Genomic DNA, 17,498 nt, shown 5'->3' with positions numbered 1-17,498 from the left:
CCTTCCATGCACGCTGACCTCTCCCGCAACACCTTCCGGCCGGAGCGCCACTACTCCGCGGTCGTCTCCCAGCAGGGCCGCGTCCAGCTGGACGCCGACGCCAATGAGCAGACCGCGATCCAGCTGTTCCAGGCCCGTACGCTCGCCGCCGATCTGATCGGCCGGCACGGCGGGCCGCGCGACGCCACCGGCTTCAAGATCACCCTGCGCGGTGGCAGCCGCGAGCTGGACGACCTGGTCATCGGCGGCGGCCGCTATTACGTGGACGGCATCCTGTGCGACGCGACCCGTCCGCAGCCCGGGGTGCCGGTGCCCGCGGAGGGCGCGGCCGATGCCGGCGGCAAGGACGGCGCCGCGGACAAGGGCGGCCCGGACGGCGGTGACGGCGCGGGCGAACCGGCCGCGCCGCCCGCCACCTGGACGTACTGGGACCAGCCGGACGGCTTCCGGGACCCGGAGCGGCCCGGCGACCGGCTGCCCACCGCCTTCCCGTATCTGGCCTATCTGAAGGTGTGGGAGCGGATCGTGACCGCGGCCGAGGATCCGGCGCTGCGCGAGGTGGCGCTGGGCTCCGCGATGCCGGACACCGCGGCCCGCACCAAGGTGGTGTGGCAGGTGCTGCCGCTGCCCGCCTCCGCACTCGAACTGACCGGTGACAACCCGCCGATCGACGACATCCGCGCGGCGTTCGCCCGCTGGGCGCAGAAGGCGTCCACCCCCGGCTCCCGCCTCGCGGCGCGCAGCGAGCGCCCGGACCACGCGGACGAGGATCCCTGCCTGGTCGCCCCGGACGCCCGCTACCGGGGCCCGGAGAACCAGCTCTACCGGGTGGAGGTGCACGACGGGGGCAGCGCGAAGGACGCCACCTTCAAATGGTCCAGGGAGAACGGCTCCGTCACCTTCCCGGTCGATGAACTCGACGGTACCTGGGTGGAGTTGGCGAACCTGGGCAGCGACGACAAGCTTGATCTGAACGTCGGTGACCGGGTCGAGTTCGTCGACACCGGCTACACGAGCCGGGGCGAGGCGGCGCCGCTGCTGCGCGTGGAGGAGCTCGATCTTCCGGGCCGCCGGGTGCGGCTCTCGGACGAGCCGGCGCCGGGCGTCGGGCGGCGCCCCGAGCTGCACCCGTTCCTGCGCCGGTGGGACCACCACGAGAGCAGCCGGAAGACCGTCCGGCGCGGTGAGAGGGCCGGCCGGCTCAAGCACGGTGCGCTGCCGGTCGAGGAGGGCGGCTGGCTGCCGCTGGAGGACGGTGTCGAGGTGTACTTCGCGGCCGGCGGCCACTACCGCACCGGCGACTTCTGGGTGATCCCGGCCCGTACGGCCACCGGCGGAGTGGAGTGGCCGACGGACGCGGCACGCCGCCCGCTGCTGCGGGACCCGGCCGGCATCGCGGTGCACTTCGCGCCGCTGGCGTGGGTGGCGGGCGAACAGACCGAACCCGATCTGCGGCTGGCGTTCCGTCCGCTGTCGGCGAGCATCCCGGCCGCGGACGATGCGGCGCTGGCCGCCGAGGCCGAGGCGCGGGCGGAGGAGGCGGACGCCGCGGCGTACGACTCCGCGGGCCCGGCGCCGCGCAGGTCGCAGACCACCGCCGAGGCCGAGGCCGCGGTCGAGGAAGGGGGTGCGGGCTGATGGCCACACCCCTGACCGCGAGCAAGCTGCTCGCGGCGCTGCGCAACGAGGGCCTGGTGGTGCACGAGGTGCGCAACTGGCGTAAGCACAACCGCAATACGAAGGGTCGATGGGGTCCGATGAACGGGGTGATGATCCATCACACCGTCACCAAGGGCGTCGAGAGCTCGGTGGACCTGTGCTACGACGGGCACCCCGACCTGCCGGGCCCGCTGTGCCATGGCGTGATCGACAAGCAGGGCGAGATCCACCTCGTCGGCAACGGCCGCGCCAACCACGCCGGGCTCGGCGACCGTGACGTACTGGAGGCGGTGGTGAACGAGGACGCCCACCTGCCGAAGGACGATGCCGCGGACACCGACGGCAACCGCCACTTCTACGGCTTCGAGTGCATCAACCTCGGTGACGGCAAGGACCCGTGGCCGAAGGAGCAGCAGCTCGCGATCGAGAAGGTGTCGGCGGCGATCTGCCGGGCGCACGGCTGGAGCGAGCGCTCGGTGATCGGGCACAAGGAGTGGCAGCCGGGGAAGGTCGATCCGCGGGGCATCGCGATGGAGGAGATGCGCGGCCGGATCAAGAAGCGGCTGGCGAAGGCGCCGGAGGGCCCGGCGGACGCGGGCGACGCGGAGCCGGGTGGCTCGGGCGGTCCGGGTGACCCGGGCGGCTCGGGCGGCTCGGGCGGTGATTCCGGCGACGGTACGGGCCGGCCGGTGCCGCCCAAGCCGCAGCATCCGCCGTACGAACCGTTCCCCGGCCGCGAGGTCTTCCGGCCCGGGTCCCGCAGCCCGGTGATCACGGCGATGGGCGCACGCCTGGTGGCCGAGGGCTGCGGCCATTACAAGAACGGCCCCGGTCCGGAGTGGACCGAGGCGGACCGCAAGTCGTATGCGGCCTGGCAGCGCAAGCTGGGTTTCCGCGGCAAGGACGCGGACGGGGCGCCGGGGCGGGTGAGCTGGGAACGGCTGCGGGTGCCCAACTCGTAGGCGCCCGACGTCCGTTGCCCGGACACACCAAAGCCGGGCGGCCCTCCCCCACAGAGGACCGCCCGGCTGCTCATGGTGTTCCGGCATCGGCCGCCGCCGCGGCCGATGAGCCGGTGGTGTCGGCTCTAGGGCCTCAGACGCCCTGGACCGGGAGGACCGGCAGGACCGGCAGGGCCTGGATGTTGGCGGCGTCGGTCAGGTCGGCCGGCACGGCCGGGACGGCGACGGCGTCGGTCAGGTTGCCCGGGACGGCCGGCACGGCCGGGACGGCGACGGCGTCGGTCAGGTTGCCCGGGACGGCGGGCACGGCCGGGGTGGCCGGGACGGCGGGCACGGCCGGGGTGGCCGGGACGGCAGGCACAGCCGGGGTGGCCGGGACGGCGGGCACAGCCGGGGTGGCCGGGACGGCGGGCACAGCCGGGGTGGCCGGGACAGCCGGGGTGGCGGGCACGGCCGGAACGGCGGGCACGGCCGGAACGGCGGGCACGGACTTGACCGGGGTCACGCCCTGCACACCGGCGACGGCCTGGGCGGCGGTGCCCTGCGCGTCGGTCACGACCACGGCGGCCAGGCCCTGCGCGAACGGGGTGGCGTCAGCGGCCGCACCCTGGGCGAACGCGACGGCGCCGGTGACCTTGCCCTGGGCGAACGGCACCGCGTCGGCCGCCACACCCTGCGCGAACGGCACCGCGTCGGCGCCGGCACCCTGCACGAACAGCTGCGCCTGGCCGCCGATGACGGTCACGAACGGGGTCGCCTGGGCAGCCGCGTCACCGGCGAGCTGACCGGCACCGCCGACCGCACCCTGGGCGACCGGCACCACCTTGATGACGATGCGACGGGCGACGGGCGGCAGCACATCGGCAGCGGTCTCGTCGACGACCGGACGGGCCTTGGCCAGGGCGCCCTGGGCCTGGTTCGTCAGCTGCTCGGGACGGACGCCCGCACCGGCGAGAGCGGCCAGCAGGTTGTCGGCGGAGCCGGGAGCCTTGGGCAGCGCGGGGGCCTTGGGCAGCGCCGGGGTGCCGGGGAGCTGGGCGGACGGAACGCCCGGGGTCGCGGGCAGCGACGGGACGGAGGGCAGCGTGCCGTCCGTGAGGCGGCCGGCCTTGCCGAGGTCGGCGGCCTTGGCGGCGCGCTTGACGTCCTTCGCGGCCTTCTTGGCCTTCTTCAGGTCGGCGGCCTTCTGCACGCCACCGATGTTCGGCAGACCGCCGTTGACCAGCTTCTGCGCGCCGTTGGCGGCACCGGTCAGGTCGCCGGCCTGCGGCAGCCGGCCGGTGGGCAGGTCCTGGGTGGACACCCCGCCGCCGAGAACGCCGGTCGCCTTGCCGGCCGCGTCGCCCACCGTCTTCTTGGCGGTGTCGGTGACGGTCTTGGCGGCGCCGGTCACCGTGCCGGTGCTGGGCAGGTCCGGAGTGGCGGGCAGCTCGGCGGCGTTGGCGGCGACGGAGCCCAGGGCCCACAGACCGGTGGCGGCGGCGGCAACGACGATGGAACGGCGGATGTTGGAGCGCATGGTGGTGAAGTCCTTCGAATTCAGGAGGGGTGAAAGGGCAGACCTGTCCCGCCCCCGCGCGGCAGGTCCGGTTACAGACGCGGAGCGGTCTGCCCTAGCCCGGGAATTCGAGGATTTCTTCGGCACGCCGACGCGTCGGAGCGCCATCGGCCGTGCGGACGCCACCGGGCAGCAGCCGGAAGCGTGCGGAGTCCGCCGGAACGGCGGCGTGCTGGTCCCCGCCACGGGGACCGTGCCCCTCACTCGCGGTGTGCGAGGTGGGCGCGGCCGGGCCCTGCGGGAACTGCCCCGGAAGGCCGTGGTGGCCCGGGTCCCGCTGCTCGTGCACGGCCGGCGCGGAGTTCTCGGCGGCCGGCTTGCGCAGACCGTCGGCGAAGGGCGCGGCCTGAGCGGCGCCGGCAGCCGTCGCGGCGGTCCGTGAACCGGCTGGCTGCGCACCGCACGGCGTACGGCCGTGCTCCTGTGTACCGCCCTCGCCGGGCCGTCCCGTGTGCTCACCGGACGGGAGGTGTACGGGCAGCGCGACACCGGTCGCGCCCCCGATCTCCCGTACGACACCGGTCACCGGATCGGTGATCCGGTCGGTGACGGGCGCGGCCTGCTCGGCGGCGGGCCGTACGGCCTCGGCCATCGCGGCGGAAGCGGCGTGGGTGCGCTCGGCGATCTTCGCGCCGGACGCCTTGCCCTGCCGCTCGAACTCGGCTTCGGAGCCGGAGATCCGGTCCGCTCGGTCCGCCGCCCCGTCCCGGGTGGCGGCCCGGTCCGGGGTGGACGCCTCGGCGGGAGCCTTGGCCGGGGCGGTCGCCCCGGGCAGCTCCGCGGTCCGCGTGCGGTCGTCGGCATGGGCGCCGGGACCGAAGGCGAAGCCGAGGGCGACAAAGCCCACCAGGAAGAGCCCGGCCAGCAGCGCGCGCCGCACGGCCACCGTGCGCGGCAGGCGCACGGCAGCAGGCAGGGCGAACACAGCAGACAAGGAGGGGACCTTCCCAAACGGACGGGGACACACAGGCACACGGCCTCGATGTCACACGCGTCACGGGCGATCGAGCGATGCCCTGATCCTTGCACGAGGAGCCAGGTGCCACGCAAGTCCCCCCGGCACTCCTGTCACCGTTGCTCCGCCATGTCCGGTATGGGCAGCGGCCGTTTTTCGATCGCGGCCGCCATCACCTCCGGAAAGAGGTCGGGCGTACAGGCGAACGCCGGTGCGCCCAGGGCCGCGAGAGCCGCGGCGTGCTCCCGGTCGTAGGCCGGGGCGCCCTCGTCGGACAGTGCGAGCAAGGTAACGAACTGCACTCCGGACGCCTTCATCGCGGCGACCCGCTTGAGCATCTCGTCCCGGATGCCGCCCTCGTAGAGGTCGCTGATGAGCACGACGACGGTCTCGGCGGGGCGGGTGATGCGGGACTGGCAGTAGGCGAGCGCGCGGTTGATGTCCGTGCCGCCGCCGAGCTGGGTGCCGAAGAGGACATCGACCGGGTCGTCCAGCTGGTCCGTCAGATCCACCACCGCGGTGTCGAAGACGACCAGCCGGGTGTCGATGGCCCGCATCGAGGCCAGCACCGCGCCGAACACCGAGGCGTAGACGACCGAGGCGGCCATCGAACCTGACTGGTCGATGCAGAGCACCACTTCCTTCTTCAGCGACTGCGCGGCCCGGCCGTAGCCGATCAGCCGCTCGGGGACGACCGTGCGGTACTCGGGGAGGTAGTTCTTGAGGTTCGCCCGGATCGTGCGGTCCCAGTCGATGTCGCGGTGGCGCGGCCGACTGATCCGCGCGGAGCGGTCCAGCGCGCCGGTGAGGGTGGCGCGGGTGCGGGTCGCCAGCTTCTTCTCCAACTGCTCGACGACCTTGCGGACGACGGCCCGTGCGGTCTCCCTGGTCGTCTCCGGCATGACCTTGTTGAGCGAGAGCAGGGTGCCCACCAGATGCACATCCGCCTCCACCGCCTCCAGCATCTCCGGCTCCAGCAGCAGCGCGGACAGCCCCAGCCGGTCGATGGCGTCACGCTGCATCACCTGCACCACGGAGGACGGGAAGTACGTACGGATGTCGCCGAGCCAGCGGGCCACGCCGGGCGCCGAGGCCCCGAGCCCCGCCGTACGCCGCCCGCCGTCGGCGCCCCTGCCGCCGCTTCCCTTCTCCCGGCCGTAGAGCGAGGCCAGCGCCCCGTCCATCGCGGCATCCCGCCCCCGCAGCTCACACCCCGTACCGTCCGCGCCCCCACCCCCGAGCACCATCCGCCAGCGGCGCAGCCGTTCGGGGGCGGTGGTGTGGGTTTGGGTGTGGGGGTGGGTTTGGGTGTGGGGGTGGGTTTCGGCAGTGCTGGCATTGGTTCCCATATTGGTCAACTCCCTGCCTGAATAAGGTTCTTGGACGGCCGGATGTTGTCGGGCCGGGGTCCGGTGAGGGCGCTTACGTCGCCCTCCGGCTCGCCCGCCGACTCGTCCGCAGCCTCGCCCGCCGACTCGTCCCCGAAGCCGTGCTGTTCGATGCCCAGCAGCAGGCGCAGCGTGGGGAGTACGGCCGCGGCGCGGTCGCGGTCCAGGCCGGGGCCGAAGCCGGAGGCGGCGGCGTCCGTGGCGTCGTCGGTCGGCCGGCGGGAGGTGGGCGTGGGGCCGCGGCGGATCAGTTCGCCGAGCGTGCGCCGCACCCCGGCCTCGTACTCCGCGAAGGTCCTGCGCAGCAGCGGCAGCACATCCGTGAACGCGGCGTCCGGCACGCTCGTCAACCAGCCGTCGACCAGCGCCAGCAACCGTTCGTCGTGGACCAGCAGCATGCCGCCGTCCCCGCCGGGCCCGCCTCCGACGAATCCCTCGATCCAGCCGGCGGCGTCGGTGGGCGGGACACCCGGCGAGAGGGCGAGCCCCATCAGCCGCTCCGCTCCCCCGTCGGCCAACTCACCGTCGTCCAGCAGGAGTCGGGCGGCCCGTCCGCGGATCAGTCCCGGTACGGTGTCCCGTTCACCCACCGCCCGCAGCACCCCTGCCCACCGCGCCCGCAGGCCCGCCGCCCCGGGCCGCCGCCGGTCCGCTTCCGGCTCCGGCTCCGGCTCCGGCTCCGGCTCCGGCTCCGGCTGGGCGAGCAGACCGACGGCCTGATGGGTGGCATCGAGATGGCCGCGCATCTCCGCCGCGCCGTCGGCGTCCAGCCCCAGGCAGGCCGGTGGCAGTCCGACGAAGACCCGCTCGGCCAGGCCCGTCGCCACCTCGCGGAGCACCGCCGCATCCGTGCCGCGCACATCGCCGTAGCGCACCGACCGTACGAGGGCGGGCAGCGCCTGGGCGAGATGGCCGACATCCGCGTCGAGCGCCGCGCGGTCCGAGAGCGCCCGCATCACCACCGGCAGGGCGTCGGGGAGTTCGGCGAGCAGACAGCGCTCGGCGAGCGCCGTCACCTCGGCGAGCGTGGCCGCGCCGGATGCCTCGGACGCGGCCTTGGCGGTGGCGGCCGAGAGCACCGTCGTGCCCCAGATGCCTGCTTCCGCGACCCGCACCGACAGCTCGGGCTCCCAGCGCAGCCGCCAGGTCTCCCGGAAGGTGCCGGTGCTGCCGCGGGAGCGGGTGGGCTCGCCCCAGGGGACGCCGAGCAGCCGCAGCCGGTGCAGCAGCCGGCTGCGCCCGGCGTCGGTCTCCTTGCGCAGATCCAGCTCCAGTTCCCGCTCCAGAGCCTCCGGTTTGAGCCGCAGCGCCCGCTGGCTGCGGGCGATGTCCCGCTGCAGCGGCACCGCGGGGGCGTCCTCCGGAACCTCGCCCAGCACATCCCCGACCACCAGCCGCTCGTGGATCAGCGAGGACGGCGCATCGGAGCCGTCCCCCATGACGGCCCGGATCGCGTCGTCCAGCTCCGTCAGTCCGGCCAGCGGGCGGCCGCGTACCGTGGCGAGCCCCTCGGCGAGCCGTACCGCTTCGATGACATGCGCCGACGAGACGGCGTAGTCCTCCGCCCGCAGCAGCCCGGCGACCTTGGTCAGCCAGCGCTCGACGGGGCGGTCGGGGGCGCTGAAGAGATGGCCGTACCAGCCGGGCGAGTCGATCCCGGCGCCGTATCCGCTGCGGCGGGAGAGCCGCCGGTGCGTCCACGGCACCCAGGTCACCGACGCCTTCACCTTCGGCAGTCCCTTGAGCAGCTGCCGGTCGGCGGTCACGGTGGCGCGGCGTGCGAGTGCGGGTACGTGCCAGGCCCCGCACACCACGGCGATATCGTCCCCGAACTCCCGTTGCGCGGCGCGCAGTCGGAGCCGCATATGGGCCTCGCGCACCGGGTCGCGGTCATGGCCCCCGTCCCCGTACGCCTCGCGCAGCGCCCCCATCGCCTCGGCCAGCGCCGTGAACGGAGCCAGCGCATCCGCGCCCGGGCCTCCCCCTTCCCGGCGGTGCTCGACCACGTCCTCCCACCAGCGCTCGGGGTCGTCATAGCCGGCGGCCCCTGCCAGCACCCGGATCGGGTCGACCCGCAGGTCGGCCCGGTCGGCGGCCTCCTGGTGCGCGGCCTCCGCCTCGCCGCCGTCCTCCCCTCCGCCCTCTTCCTGGCCTTCCGCCGTCATGGCCAGGGAGTGCGCAGCGGGCAGGTCGATGAAGCGGACGGGGACCCCGCGCTCCAGTGCCCAGCGCATCGCCACCCACTCCGGGGAGAACTCGGCCAGCGGCCAGAAGGCCGCGCGGCCGGGATCGTCCTGCACATGGGCGAGCAGCGCGACGGGCGGCCGCATGCCCTCCTGTGCGGCGAGCGGCACCAGTTCGTCCGCCTCCGGCGGGCCCTCGATCAGGACCGCGGCGGGTGTGCACTGTTCCAGGGCGGCGCGCACCGCCCGTGCCGACCCGGGGCCGTGGTGCCGGACCCCGAGCACCACCGGCCCGTGCCTGTTGCCCGTCCGCTCGCCGCGCTCGCTCATGCGCTCACCTCACGGCAGGCGCGGTAGAAGTCCTTCCAGCCGTCGCGCTCGCGCACCACCGTCTCCAGGTACTCCTGCCATACGACCCGGTCCGCGGCCGGGTCGCGGACCACCGCACCGAGGATGCCCGCGGCCACGTCCCCGGAGCGCAGCACGCCGTCCCCGAAGTGGGCGGCCAGCGCCAGGCCGTTGGTCACCACCGAGATGGCCTCGGCCGTGGACAGCGTGCCGGACGGGGACTTGAGCTTGGTGCGGCCGTCGGCGGTGATTCCGTCCCGGAGCTCGCGGAAGACCGTGACGACCCGGCGGATCTCGTCCATGCCCTCCGGGGCGGCGGGCAGATCCAGCGAGCGCCCGATCTGCTCGACCCGGCGCGAGACGATGTCCACCTCTTCGTCCGGTGTCGCCGGCAGCGGCAGGACGACGGTGTTGAAGCGGCGGCGCAGCGCACTGGAGAGTTCATTGACCCCGCGGTCGCGGTCGTTGGCCGTCGCGATCAGATTGAAGCCACGGACGGCCTGCACCTCCTGGCCCAACTCCGGTATGGGCAGGGTCTTTTCCGACAGGACCGTGATGAGGGTGTCCTGTACGTCGGCGGGGATACGGGTCAGCTCCTCGACCCTGGCGGTCATGCCCTGCGCCATCGCGCGCATGACCGGGCTGGGCACCAGCGCCTCCCGGCTGGGGCCGTTCGCGAGCAGCTGGGCGTAGTTCCAGCCGTAGCGGATCGCCTCTTCGGGGGTGCCGGCGGTGCCCTGCACCAGCAGGGTGGAATCGCCGCTGACGGCTGCCGCCAGATGCTCGGACACCCAGGTCTTGGCGGTGCCGGGCACGCCGAGCAGCAGCAGCGCGCGGTCGGTCGCGAGGGTCGTCACGGCGACCTCGACGATCCGGCGCGGGCCGACGTATTTGGGTGTGATGACCGTGCCGTCAGCGAGCGTGCCGCCGAGCAGATACGTCGCGACCGCCCACGGCGAGAGCCGCCAGCGCTCCGGCCGCGGCCGGTCGTCGGCCGCCGCGAGGGCCTTCAATTCCTCCGCGAAACTGTCCTCGGCATGGGGCCGCAGCGCCTGGCCGCCCCCGGCCTCCGGCGCCGCCTCGTCCCGCGCCCTGCTCTCGTCGTCCGTCGTCTTGAAGCTGTTCTCGGACATGGGTCCCCCTCGTCGCAAGATCTGCGGCCGATGCCCCGAAAGCCCTGCGGCCGCTTGCGGAATCAAGCCTGCACCACGCCACTGACAATCCCCCGAAAGCCGCCTCCGACCTGCGGCTTCATCGCGGTCCGCGGCGATTGTCAGTGGTGCGTCGTAGCGTCGATGACATGAATCCGCAGGGGGAACGCTGGACGACGGATCAGGTGCTCGCGCTGGCGCCTGACGAGGCATCACGTAAAGCGGGCGGCAGGCTCGCGGCGCCCGGTCCGTGGTCGGAGACGGGCGCGGACGAGGGTGCGGTGTGGGGGCAGTGCAAGGGCAGCGGCAAGAAGCCGTATCAAGCGGTCGTGGACATCAAAGGCCCTGCCTTCAAGTGCAGTTGTCCCAGCCGTAAGTTTCCGTGCAAGCACGCGCTGGGGCTGCTGCTGCTCTGGGCGGGCGAGGAGCGGGCGGTGGCGGCCGGGGAGCCGCCACAGTGGGCGGGCGAGTGGCTGGCCGGCCGCCGGGAGCGCGCCGAGCGGTCGGCGGGCGCGCCCTCGGGCGGCGGCGCCCCGTCGCGCGTGCCCGCCGATCCGGAGGCCGCCAGGCGGCGGGCGGAGCGCCGGATGCAGCGGATCGGCGCGGGCGCCACGGAGCTGGAGCAGCGCCTGGAGGATCTGCTGCACTCCGGTCTGGCCTCGGCCGACCGCGCCGACGGGAGGGGGTCCTGGGACGAGACGGCCGCCCGTATGGTCGATGCCCAGGCTCCGGGACTCGCCGCGCGGGTACGGGAGTTGGGGTCGGTGGTGGCGTCCGGTCCTGACTGGCCGGCCCGGCTGCTGGAGGAGTGCGCCCTGCTGCACCTCCTCGACCAGGGATTCCTCGGCATCGAGCGGCTGCCGGCCCCGCTCGCGGCCACGGTCCGCTCGCGCGTCGGGCTGACCACGGAGGCGGCGGACCTGCTGACCGGCCCCGATGCGGCGACGGTCCGGGACCGCTGGCTGGTGCTCGCCCAACAGGACAGCGAGGACGGCAAGTTGACCACCCGCAGAATCTTTCTGCGCGGCGAGCGGACCGGGCGGATGGCGCTGCACCTCTCCTTCGGCGCTTCCCACCACCCCCTCGACCTGGCCCTGCCGCCCGGCCTGGTGCTCGACGCGGACCTCGCCTACTACCCGGGCGCCCGCCCGCTGCGTGCCGCGCTCGGCGAGCGGCACGCTCCGGCGGCCCCGGGGCCGGTGCCGCCCGGCTGCGGTGTCGATGCCGCCCTGGCCGCGTACGGCGATGCGCTGCGCGACGACCCCTGGCTGGATTCCTGGCCGGTGGTGCTCGCCGACGTCACGCCGATACCGGGCCGCGACGGAGCGGGCTGGCAACTGGCCGATGCGGACGGGGAGTCGGCGCTCCCGCTGGACCCGCGCTGTCTCGGCCGTACGAGCCTGTGGCAGCTGGCCGCCATATCGGGTGGCTCGCCGATCACGGTCTTCGGCGAATGCGGCCACCGCGGCTTCCTGCCGCTGACCGCCTGGGACCCCACCCCGGTGTCGCTGTGACGCGGCCCTGGGTCCCCGGCCCCCGGTCCCCCGGCGAGACGGCCCGCCCGGCCGCCTGTCCCGTGCACACCATCGATGCCTGGAGGAAGGGCATGACGAACTCCATCGACACCGGCCCCGGCCCCGGCCCCGGCACCACCCGAACCACCGCCGACACCACCACAGCCCCTTCGCCCACCACCCTGACCGCCACCCCGACCGCGACCCCGACCGCCGCCACCCCGACCGCTCCGGCCCCCTGGCCCGATCTCGTGAGCGCGGCGCTGCTCGGCACCGAGCGGCGGATGCCGCCGGTGGCGGTGCGGTCCGGGCAGGGCGCCGCGTCCGCGCTGCTGGACGCGGCCGCGGTGAGCACGGTGCGCCGGCGCGCCGCGCTGCGCCCCGCGCCGGCCGGTGAGCGGCCCGTCCCGGCCCCGGCCGACCCGCGGCCCCCGTTGCCGCCGGCCGCGCGCCGCAGACTGTCCCTGCTGCTCGCCGACCGCGGCGGCGCCGGAGGCGGCAGCCGCCGCGGCACGACCCCCGACCTCACCGAGCTGCTGCCCCAGTGGCTGGCCGCCGCCGAGGGGTACGGCTATCGCGCCCCGGAGGCACTGCTGCCCGCGCTGCTCGACGCCGCCCGGGCCCGTACGGACCTGCGACCCGCCGCGCTCGCCCTGGCGGGACCGCGCGCCGTGTGGCTGGCGCGGCTCAACGACGAATGGAAGTTCGCGCTCCGCGGGATCGGAGGCCCGGCCGCACCGCCCGGCGCCGACGACCCCGAGGAGGTCCGGCTCCGGTGGGAGGAGGGCCTGTTCGCCGAACGGGTCGCGCTGCTGACGGCGCTGCGCCGCCGCGATCCGCAGGCCGGCCTGGCGCTGCTGGTCACGACGTGGTCCACGGAGCGGGCCGAGGACCGTCTGATGTTCCTCGACTCGCTGCGCGAGGGCCTCTCGGCGGCCGATGAGCCCTTCCTCGAACAGGCGCTGTCCGACCGCAGCCGCAATGTCCGCGCCACGGCCGCCGAGCTGCTCTCCGCGCTCCCCGGCTCCGCGCTCGCGGCCCGTATGGCCCGGCGTGCCCGTACGTGCATCGGCCTGGACCGCACGGCCGACCCGGCGGCGATCGTCGTCGAGGCGCCGCACGAGTGCGATGCGGGGATGCAGCGGGACGGCGTCACTCCCAAGCCGCCGTCCGGACGGGGCGAACGGTCCTGGTGGCTGGGCCAGTTGGTGGAGGCGGCACCGCTCGAAGGCTGGCACGAACGGTTCGCGGGCCGCGACCCGGCGGCGATCGTCGCGCTCCCGGTGGCCGACGACTGGCGGACCGAGTTGCACGACGCCTGGTCCCGCGCCGCCGTGCGCCAGCGGAACGCCGACTGGGCAAGGGCGCTGCTGGGCGCGCCGGGCGCGCCGTCCCATGCCGCCGAGGTCGCGCCGGCCGGCTCGACCCGGGACCTGACGAAGCTGCTGACCGTGCTGCCCGATGACGAACGGGCCGGGTGGGTGGCGGAGTTCATCGCCGCGCACGGCCTCTCGGACGCCTTCCGGATGCTCGGCGTGTGCGCGGTCCCCTGGGCCGAGCCGCTGGGCCGCTCCGTCGTCGACGCCCTGGACATCGCCCGGGACGCGGGCAGCTATCCCTGGAGCTTCAGCGGGGTGATGGGCCTGGCCGAGCGCTGCCTGGACCCGGCGGCGGCGGACCGTCTCGACATGCTCACCGCGGTCACGGACGAGCCGGAGGGCGCCTCACCGGGCTCCGGCGGCTACTGGTCCGAGGCGTTCCAGCGCCTGGTCGGCACACTCCGGCTACGCGCCACGATGCGTGCCGAACTCACCCCTCCGCCCGGCGGCCGGACCGCGCCATGACCCTCCGCGCCCCGGCCGTCCCCGGTCATCCGCTCCCCGGCGTCTCAGACCGCCAGCGAGCGCACATGCGCATGGACCCACTCCACGATCGACGCGGTGGTCGCGCCCGGCGTGAAGATCTCCGCGACACCCAGTTCCTTGAGCGGGGGGATGTCCGCCTCGGGGATGATGCCGCCGCCGAAGACCTTGATGTCCGCCGCGTCCCGCTCCTCAAGGAGGGCGATGACCTTCGCGAAGAGGGTGTTGTGCGCGCCGGAGAGGATGGACAGCCCGATCGCGTCGGCGTCCTCCTGGATCGCGGTGTCGACGATCTGCTCCGGGGTCTGGTGCAGCCCGGTGTAGATCACCTCCATACCGGCGTCGCGCAGCGCCCGTGCGATGACCTTGGCGCCCCGGTCGTGCCCGTCCAGCCCCGGCTTGGCCACCACCACACGGATCGGCCCCGACCTGCCTGCCGCGCCCTGGCTCCCCGCTTGCGCCCCGTCCTGCCGAGCCACACTCATCACTGCCTCCAAGCCATGCACGGCACGGTGGTGCCGCCGAGCCGACAATCGATCGCGCGACCGCGATCCGGCGGCCACGAGCGTGAACGAACGTTATCGCCAGCATCGCGCACGCCAGCCGTTTCGTGACATCCGGGGAGGGGGAAATCACACATGGGACACGTTCGCTACGCGCCGCGTTCCGCGTGTCGTGCCGCCGTGGCCGGGCGGATCAGTGCGCGCGGACCGGGCGCACGGGGAGCCGCAGTAGGGCCACCGCGCCGCCGGGCGCGCATCAGGGCGGGCACGCCGCGTGCCCGCCTCGCCGCTCATGGCTTCCCACGAGGGCACACGGGGGTCGGAGCCGCCTCCCGCGTGCCGTTCGGGAGGTCGGCCATGCAGGCCCTGCCTTTTCTCTCCGCACCACTTCTGGTCGCGCGCATGCTCGCCACACCCCTTCAGTGCGCGCGCCTGCTCCCCACCCGCACCTCTTCCCTCTTCCTCCGCAGCACCGTCGTGGACCTGGCGGTCCTCGCCGGCCATCTCCTCCTCTACCCGACCGGCATCTCCCAGGAACGACCCGTGCCACGGCCCGCAGGAGGGCCCGCCGCGGCGGGCCCGGCATCGTCGCCGACCCGGCCCGCCGCCCCCGACCCCCCACCGCTTCTCCCGACCGAGGGCCGGGCCCATCCGCCCGTCCTTCTGCTCCACGGCTTCATCGACAACCGCTCGGTCTTCATGCTGCTGCGCCGCTCGCTGCACCGGCACGGCTGGCGACGTGTCGAGGCGCTCAACTACTCCCCGCTGACCTGCGATCTCCGTAAGGCGGCCGAGTTGCTGAGCCGCCATGTGGAGGAGGTGTGCCTGCGCACCGGTCATCGCCGGGTGGACATCGTGGGCCACAGTCTCGGCGGGCTCATCGCCCGTTACTACGTGCAGCGGCTCGGCGGCGACACCCGCGTCCGTACGGTGATCACGCTCGGCACCCCGCACTCCGGCACCCGCATCGCGCCTCTGATGTCGGCGCACCCGATCGTCCGCCAGATGCGCCCCGATTCCGAGGTGATAGCGGAGTTGTCGCTCCCGGCACCGAATTGCCGCACGCAGTTCGTCGCTTTCTGGAGCGAGGAGGACCAGGTGATGATTCCGGCCACGACGGCCAGAATCGATCACCCGGATTTGATCGCGTACAACGTGCAGGTCGCAGGTGTCGGACATCTCGCCCTACCGGTCAACGGCACGGTCGCGGCCGGAATACGGGAAGCGCTGGCCTCGGCGGAGACGGCGGAAGGGGCAGCGGACGCCATCTCGGTGGCCTGACCCCCGGTCCGCACCACCGGCCCGACCCCGCCCTCCCGCGACGCCGAAACCGCGTCGCGCAGACGACACGATCTTGACGCGCACTCGAACACTCTTCGAACGGGGTGCCAAGAACTCGCATGCGGGCCACCGAAAGGCGGCCAAATGCCCGGTCTCGCCGAGCCCAAAACCGGTTGAAGATTGTCGCCGTCGCGTACTGCCGGGTACAGTCGCCGCTAATTCTCCTGCTGCCGAGGCGAAAGAGAAGTTGGTGAACGACCGTCACCCATCGGGGGCCCAACCTCCGACCGGCTCCACTTCCGACGCCTCGTATGCGCACTATCCGGCCTACGACTCCTACGGGCAGCAGCAGTCCCCGTCCGTCAGCGCCGAATACGGCGACGGCGACCCCCTCTTCGGTTCACTCCCCGGCTCGCACGAGACGGGGATGTACGACACCGGCACATACGACACCGGGATGTACGACACCGGTGCGCACAGCACATATGGGGCAGGCGCGTACGGCACGGGCGGCTACCGCACCGATGCGTACGACATGGGGACTTACCCGGCGGGCCACGGCCATGACACCGGCGCCTATGACACCGGCAGCTTCGCCTCGGCGCAGTGGGACACCGGTACGTACGACACCGGCTCCTACGCCGTCGCCGACCCGCAGTCGGCCGCCGCCGGTTACGACCCGTACGCGCACACCGCCTACGAGTCGCCGGTGCAGGAAGCGCCCGCATACGACTCGGCCACGTACGCATCTCCCGGGTACGAGGCGACCGCGTACGAAGCCACCTCCTACGGGCACGGCGGCTATGACACCGGGAGCTTCCCCACCGGCGGGTATGACACCGGCAGTTATGCCACGGGCACCTATGAGGCGCCCGGTGCCTACGAGACCACCGGCGCCTACGAGCCGACCGCCACCTACGGCACCATCGGCCATCAGGCCACCGCGGTCGAGGAGACCGCGAGCTACGAGGCCACGGCGATCTGGTCGACCACCGACCAGCAGCTGATCGCCGCCATCCCGACACAGGCCGGCCCGCCCCCGGAAGACACCGTCCAGTGGGACAGCACCACTTGGGACGAGAGCACCCGGTACGGCACCGGCCGACTCGACATCGGCCCGTACGACACCGGCCGGCACGACGCCGACCAGCCGCTCGCCGGTGAGCACGAGTCCGACGACGGCTCCTCCGGCGAGACCCGCGACTCCGGCCACCCCGACGCGGCCGGCGACGCCGCCGCCGTGGCCGACGCCATGACGCAGGCCATGCCGATCACCACCGCGGTCGCCGCCCCCGCCGGCCGTCGGGTCGACGGGCCGAGCGCCGGCAAGGCCGTCCGTGGCCGCGGCCGGCGACGCCCGGCGAAGCGGTCGGCGCTGCTGACGGTCGCCGTGCCCTCGGTCGCCGCCATGGGCGTGTGCGCCGTGGCCGCCGCGGCCGTCGCCGGAGTCGGCGGGGACGACAAGAGCGACTCGACCACCCAGGCCGCGGCCGACCCCGGCGCCGTCAAACCGTCCGCGGCCAACAACAAGCTCGACACCCAGCTCGCCGGACTCAGCGCCAGCGCCGATGACTTCCGTGACCGGGCCAGCCGCACCCAGGAGCGGATCGACCTCAAGGAACGCCAGGCGCTGGAGCGTAAGCGCAAGGCGGAGGAGGCGGCCCGCAAGGAGGCCATGCGGCCCAAGTTCGTGCTGCCGGTCACCCAGCACGGGCTGAGCGCGCTCTTCGGCCAGGCCGGGGTGAACTGGATGTCCGTGCACACCGGCATCGACTTCCCGGTCAGCTACGGCACCCCCGTCATGGCCGCCACCGACGGCACCGTACGCACCCAGTGGAACTCCGCCTACGGCAACATGGCGATCGTGACCGCGCCCGACGGCACCGAGACGTGGTACTGCCATCTGAGCAGCACCAAGATCCGGTCCGGGTCGGTCAAGGCCGGTGACCAGATTGCGTATTCGGGCAACTCCGGCAATTCCACGGGCCCGCATCTGCACTTCGAGGTGCGCCCCGGCGGCGGCTCGGCGGTCGACCCGCTGCCCTGGCTGCGCAGCCACGGTCTCAACCCGAACTGACCGCCGCCGTACGGTTCCCGCGCGCCGGGCGTCCCCGCTCCGCCCGGCGCCGACCGC

Annotated in this window: 12 protein-coding genes; 6 read left to right on the top strand and 6 right to left on the bottom strand. The window is 73.9% G+C overall.

Going from position 1 to position 17,498, the window contains the following annotated elements; genetic code table 11:
• Positions 1-6: 6 nt before the first annotated feature.
• Entirely contained in the window at positions 7-1,638 is a 1,632-nt protein-coding gene (locus tag KI385_RS27710; RefSeq protein WP_238574887.1) for a DUF6519 domain-containing protein, read from the top strand.
• Positions 1,638-2,621, top strand: a complete 984-nt coding sequence (locus KI385_RS27705) for a peptidoglycan-binding protein (RefSeq protein ID WP_238574886.1) — start codon at positions 1,638-1,640, stop codon at positions 2,619-2,621. Before KI385_RS27710 ends, KI385_RS27705 begins: the two co-directional genes overlap by 1 nt.
• 133 nt (positions 2,622-2,754) lie before the next feature.
• On the opposite strand, the gene KI385_RS44005 is transcribed toward KI385_RS27705, so the two are convergent.
• The 5 genes from KI385_RS44005 to KI385_RS27680 all read right to left on the bottom strand — a co-directional run bounded on the left by KI385_RS44005 (position 2,755) and on the right by KI385_RS27680 (position 10,186).
• Positions 2,755-4,140 (bottom strand): hypothetical protein, encoded by a 1,386-nt coding sequence (locus KI385_RS44005; RefSeq protein ID WP_281066911.1) that lies wholly within the window; start codon positions 4,138-4,140, stop codon positions 2,755-2,757.
• 94 nt (positions 4,141-4,234) lie between these two features.
• Complete coding sequence (locus KI385_RS27695; RefSeq protein ID WP_238574885.1) at positions 4,235-5,113, bottom strand: hypothetical protein; 879 nt, start codon at positions 5,111-5,113, stop codon at positions 4,235-4,237.
• Positions 5,114-5,247: 134 nt separating this feature from the next.
• Positions 5,248-6,381: a VWA domain-containing protein gene (locus KI385_RS27690; RefSeq protein WP_238577866.1), complete on the bottom strand. Its 1,134-nt coding sequence runs from the start codon at positions 6,379-6,381 to the stop codon at positions 5,248-5,250.
• Positions 6,382-6,488: 107 nt separating this feature from the next.
• Entirely contained in the window at positions 6,489-9,035 is a 2,547-nt protein-coding gene (locus KI385_RS27685; RefSeq protein ID WP_238574884.1) for a DUF5682 family protein, read from the bottom strand.
• Complete coding sequence (locus KI385_RS27680; RefSeq protein ID WP_238574883.1) at positions 9,032-10,186, bottom strand: ATP-binding protein; 1,155 nt, start codon at positions 10,184-10,186, stop codon at positions 9,032-9,034. The genes KI385_RS27685 and KI385_RS27680 overlap by 4 nt, the downstream gene beginning before the upstream one ends.
• Positions 10,187-10,353: 167 nt before the next feature.
• Between KI385_RS27680 and KI385_RS27675 the strand changes: the two genes are divergently transcribed.
• Together KI385_RS27675 and KI385_RS27670 are read left to right on the top strand one after the other, a co-directional pair.
• Positions 10,354-11,718: an SWIM zinc finger family protein gene (locus KI385_RS27675; RefSeq protein ID WP_238574882.1), complete on the top strand. Its 1,365-nt coding sequence runs from the start codon at positions 10,354-10,356 to the stop codon at positions 11,716-11,718.
• A 92-nt stretch (positions 11,719-11,810) separates the two neighbouring features.
• Positions 11,811-13,562 carry a DUF5691 domain-containing protein gene (locus KI385_RS27670; RefSeq protein WP_425356963.1) on the top strand — a complete coding sequence of 584 codons (1,752 nt, stop codon included), beginning with the start codon at positions 11,811-11,813 and terminating at the stop codon, positions 13,560-13,562.
• 44 nt (positions 13,563-13,606) lie between these two features.
• On the opposite strand, the gene KI385_RS27665 is transcribed toward KI385_RS27670, so the two are convergent.
• Positions 13,607-14,065 (bottom strand): cobalamin B12-binding domain-containing protein, encoded by a 459-nt coding sequence (locus KI385_RS27665; RefSeq protein WP_238574881.1) that lies wholly within the window; start codon positions 14,063-14,065, stop codon positions 13,607-13,609.
• 420 nt (positions 14,066-14,485) lie between these two features.
• Between KI385_RS27665 and KI385_RS27660 the strand changes: the two genes are divergently transcribed.
• A complete protein-coding gene (locus KI385_RS27660; protein ID WP_238577864.1) occupies positions 14,486-15,364 on the top strand; it encodes an esterase/lipase family protein in 879 nt (292 codons plus the stop codon).
• 250 nt (positions 15,365-15,614) lie between these two features.
• On the top strand, positions 15,615-17,441 hold the full coding sequence (locus tag KI385_RS27655) for a M23 family metallopeptidase (RefSeq protein ID WP_238574880.1): 1,827 nt from the start codon (positions 15,615-15,617) through the stop codon (positions 17,439-17,441).
• The last annotated feature ends 57 nt before the right edge of the window (positions 17,442-17,498 follow it).

It is taken from the genome of Streptomyces inhibens (assembly GCF_022221585.1).
Taxonomy (GTDB): domain Bacteria; phylum Actinomycetota; class Actinomycetes; order Streptomycetales; family Streptomycetaceae; genus Streptomyces; species Streptomyces inhibens.
The sequence above is the reverse complement of the archived record's forward strand: the minus strand, read 5'-3'. Positions and strand labels throughout refer to the sequence as shown.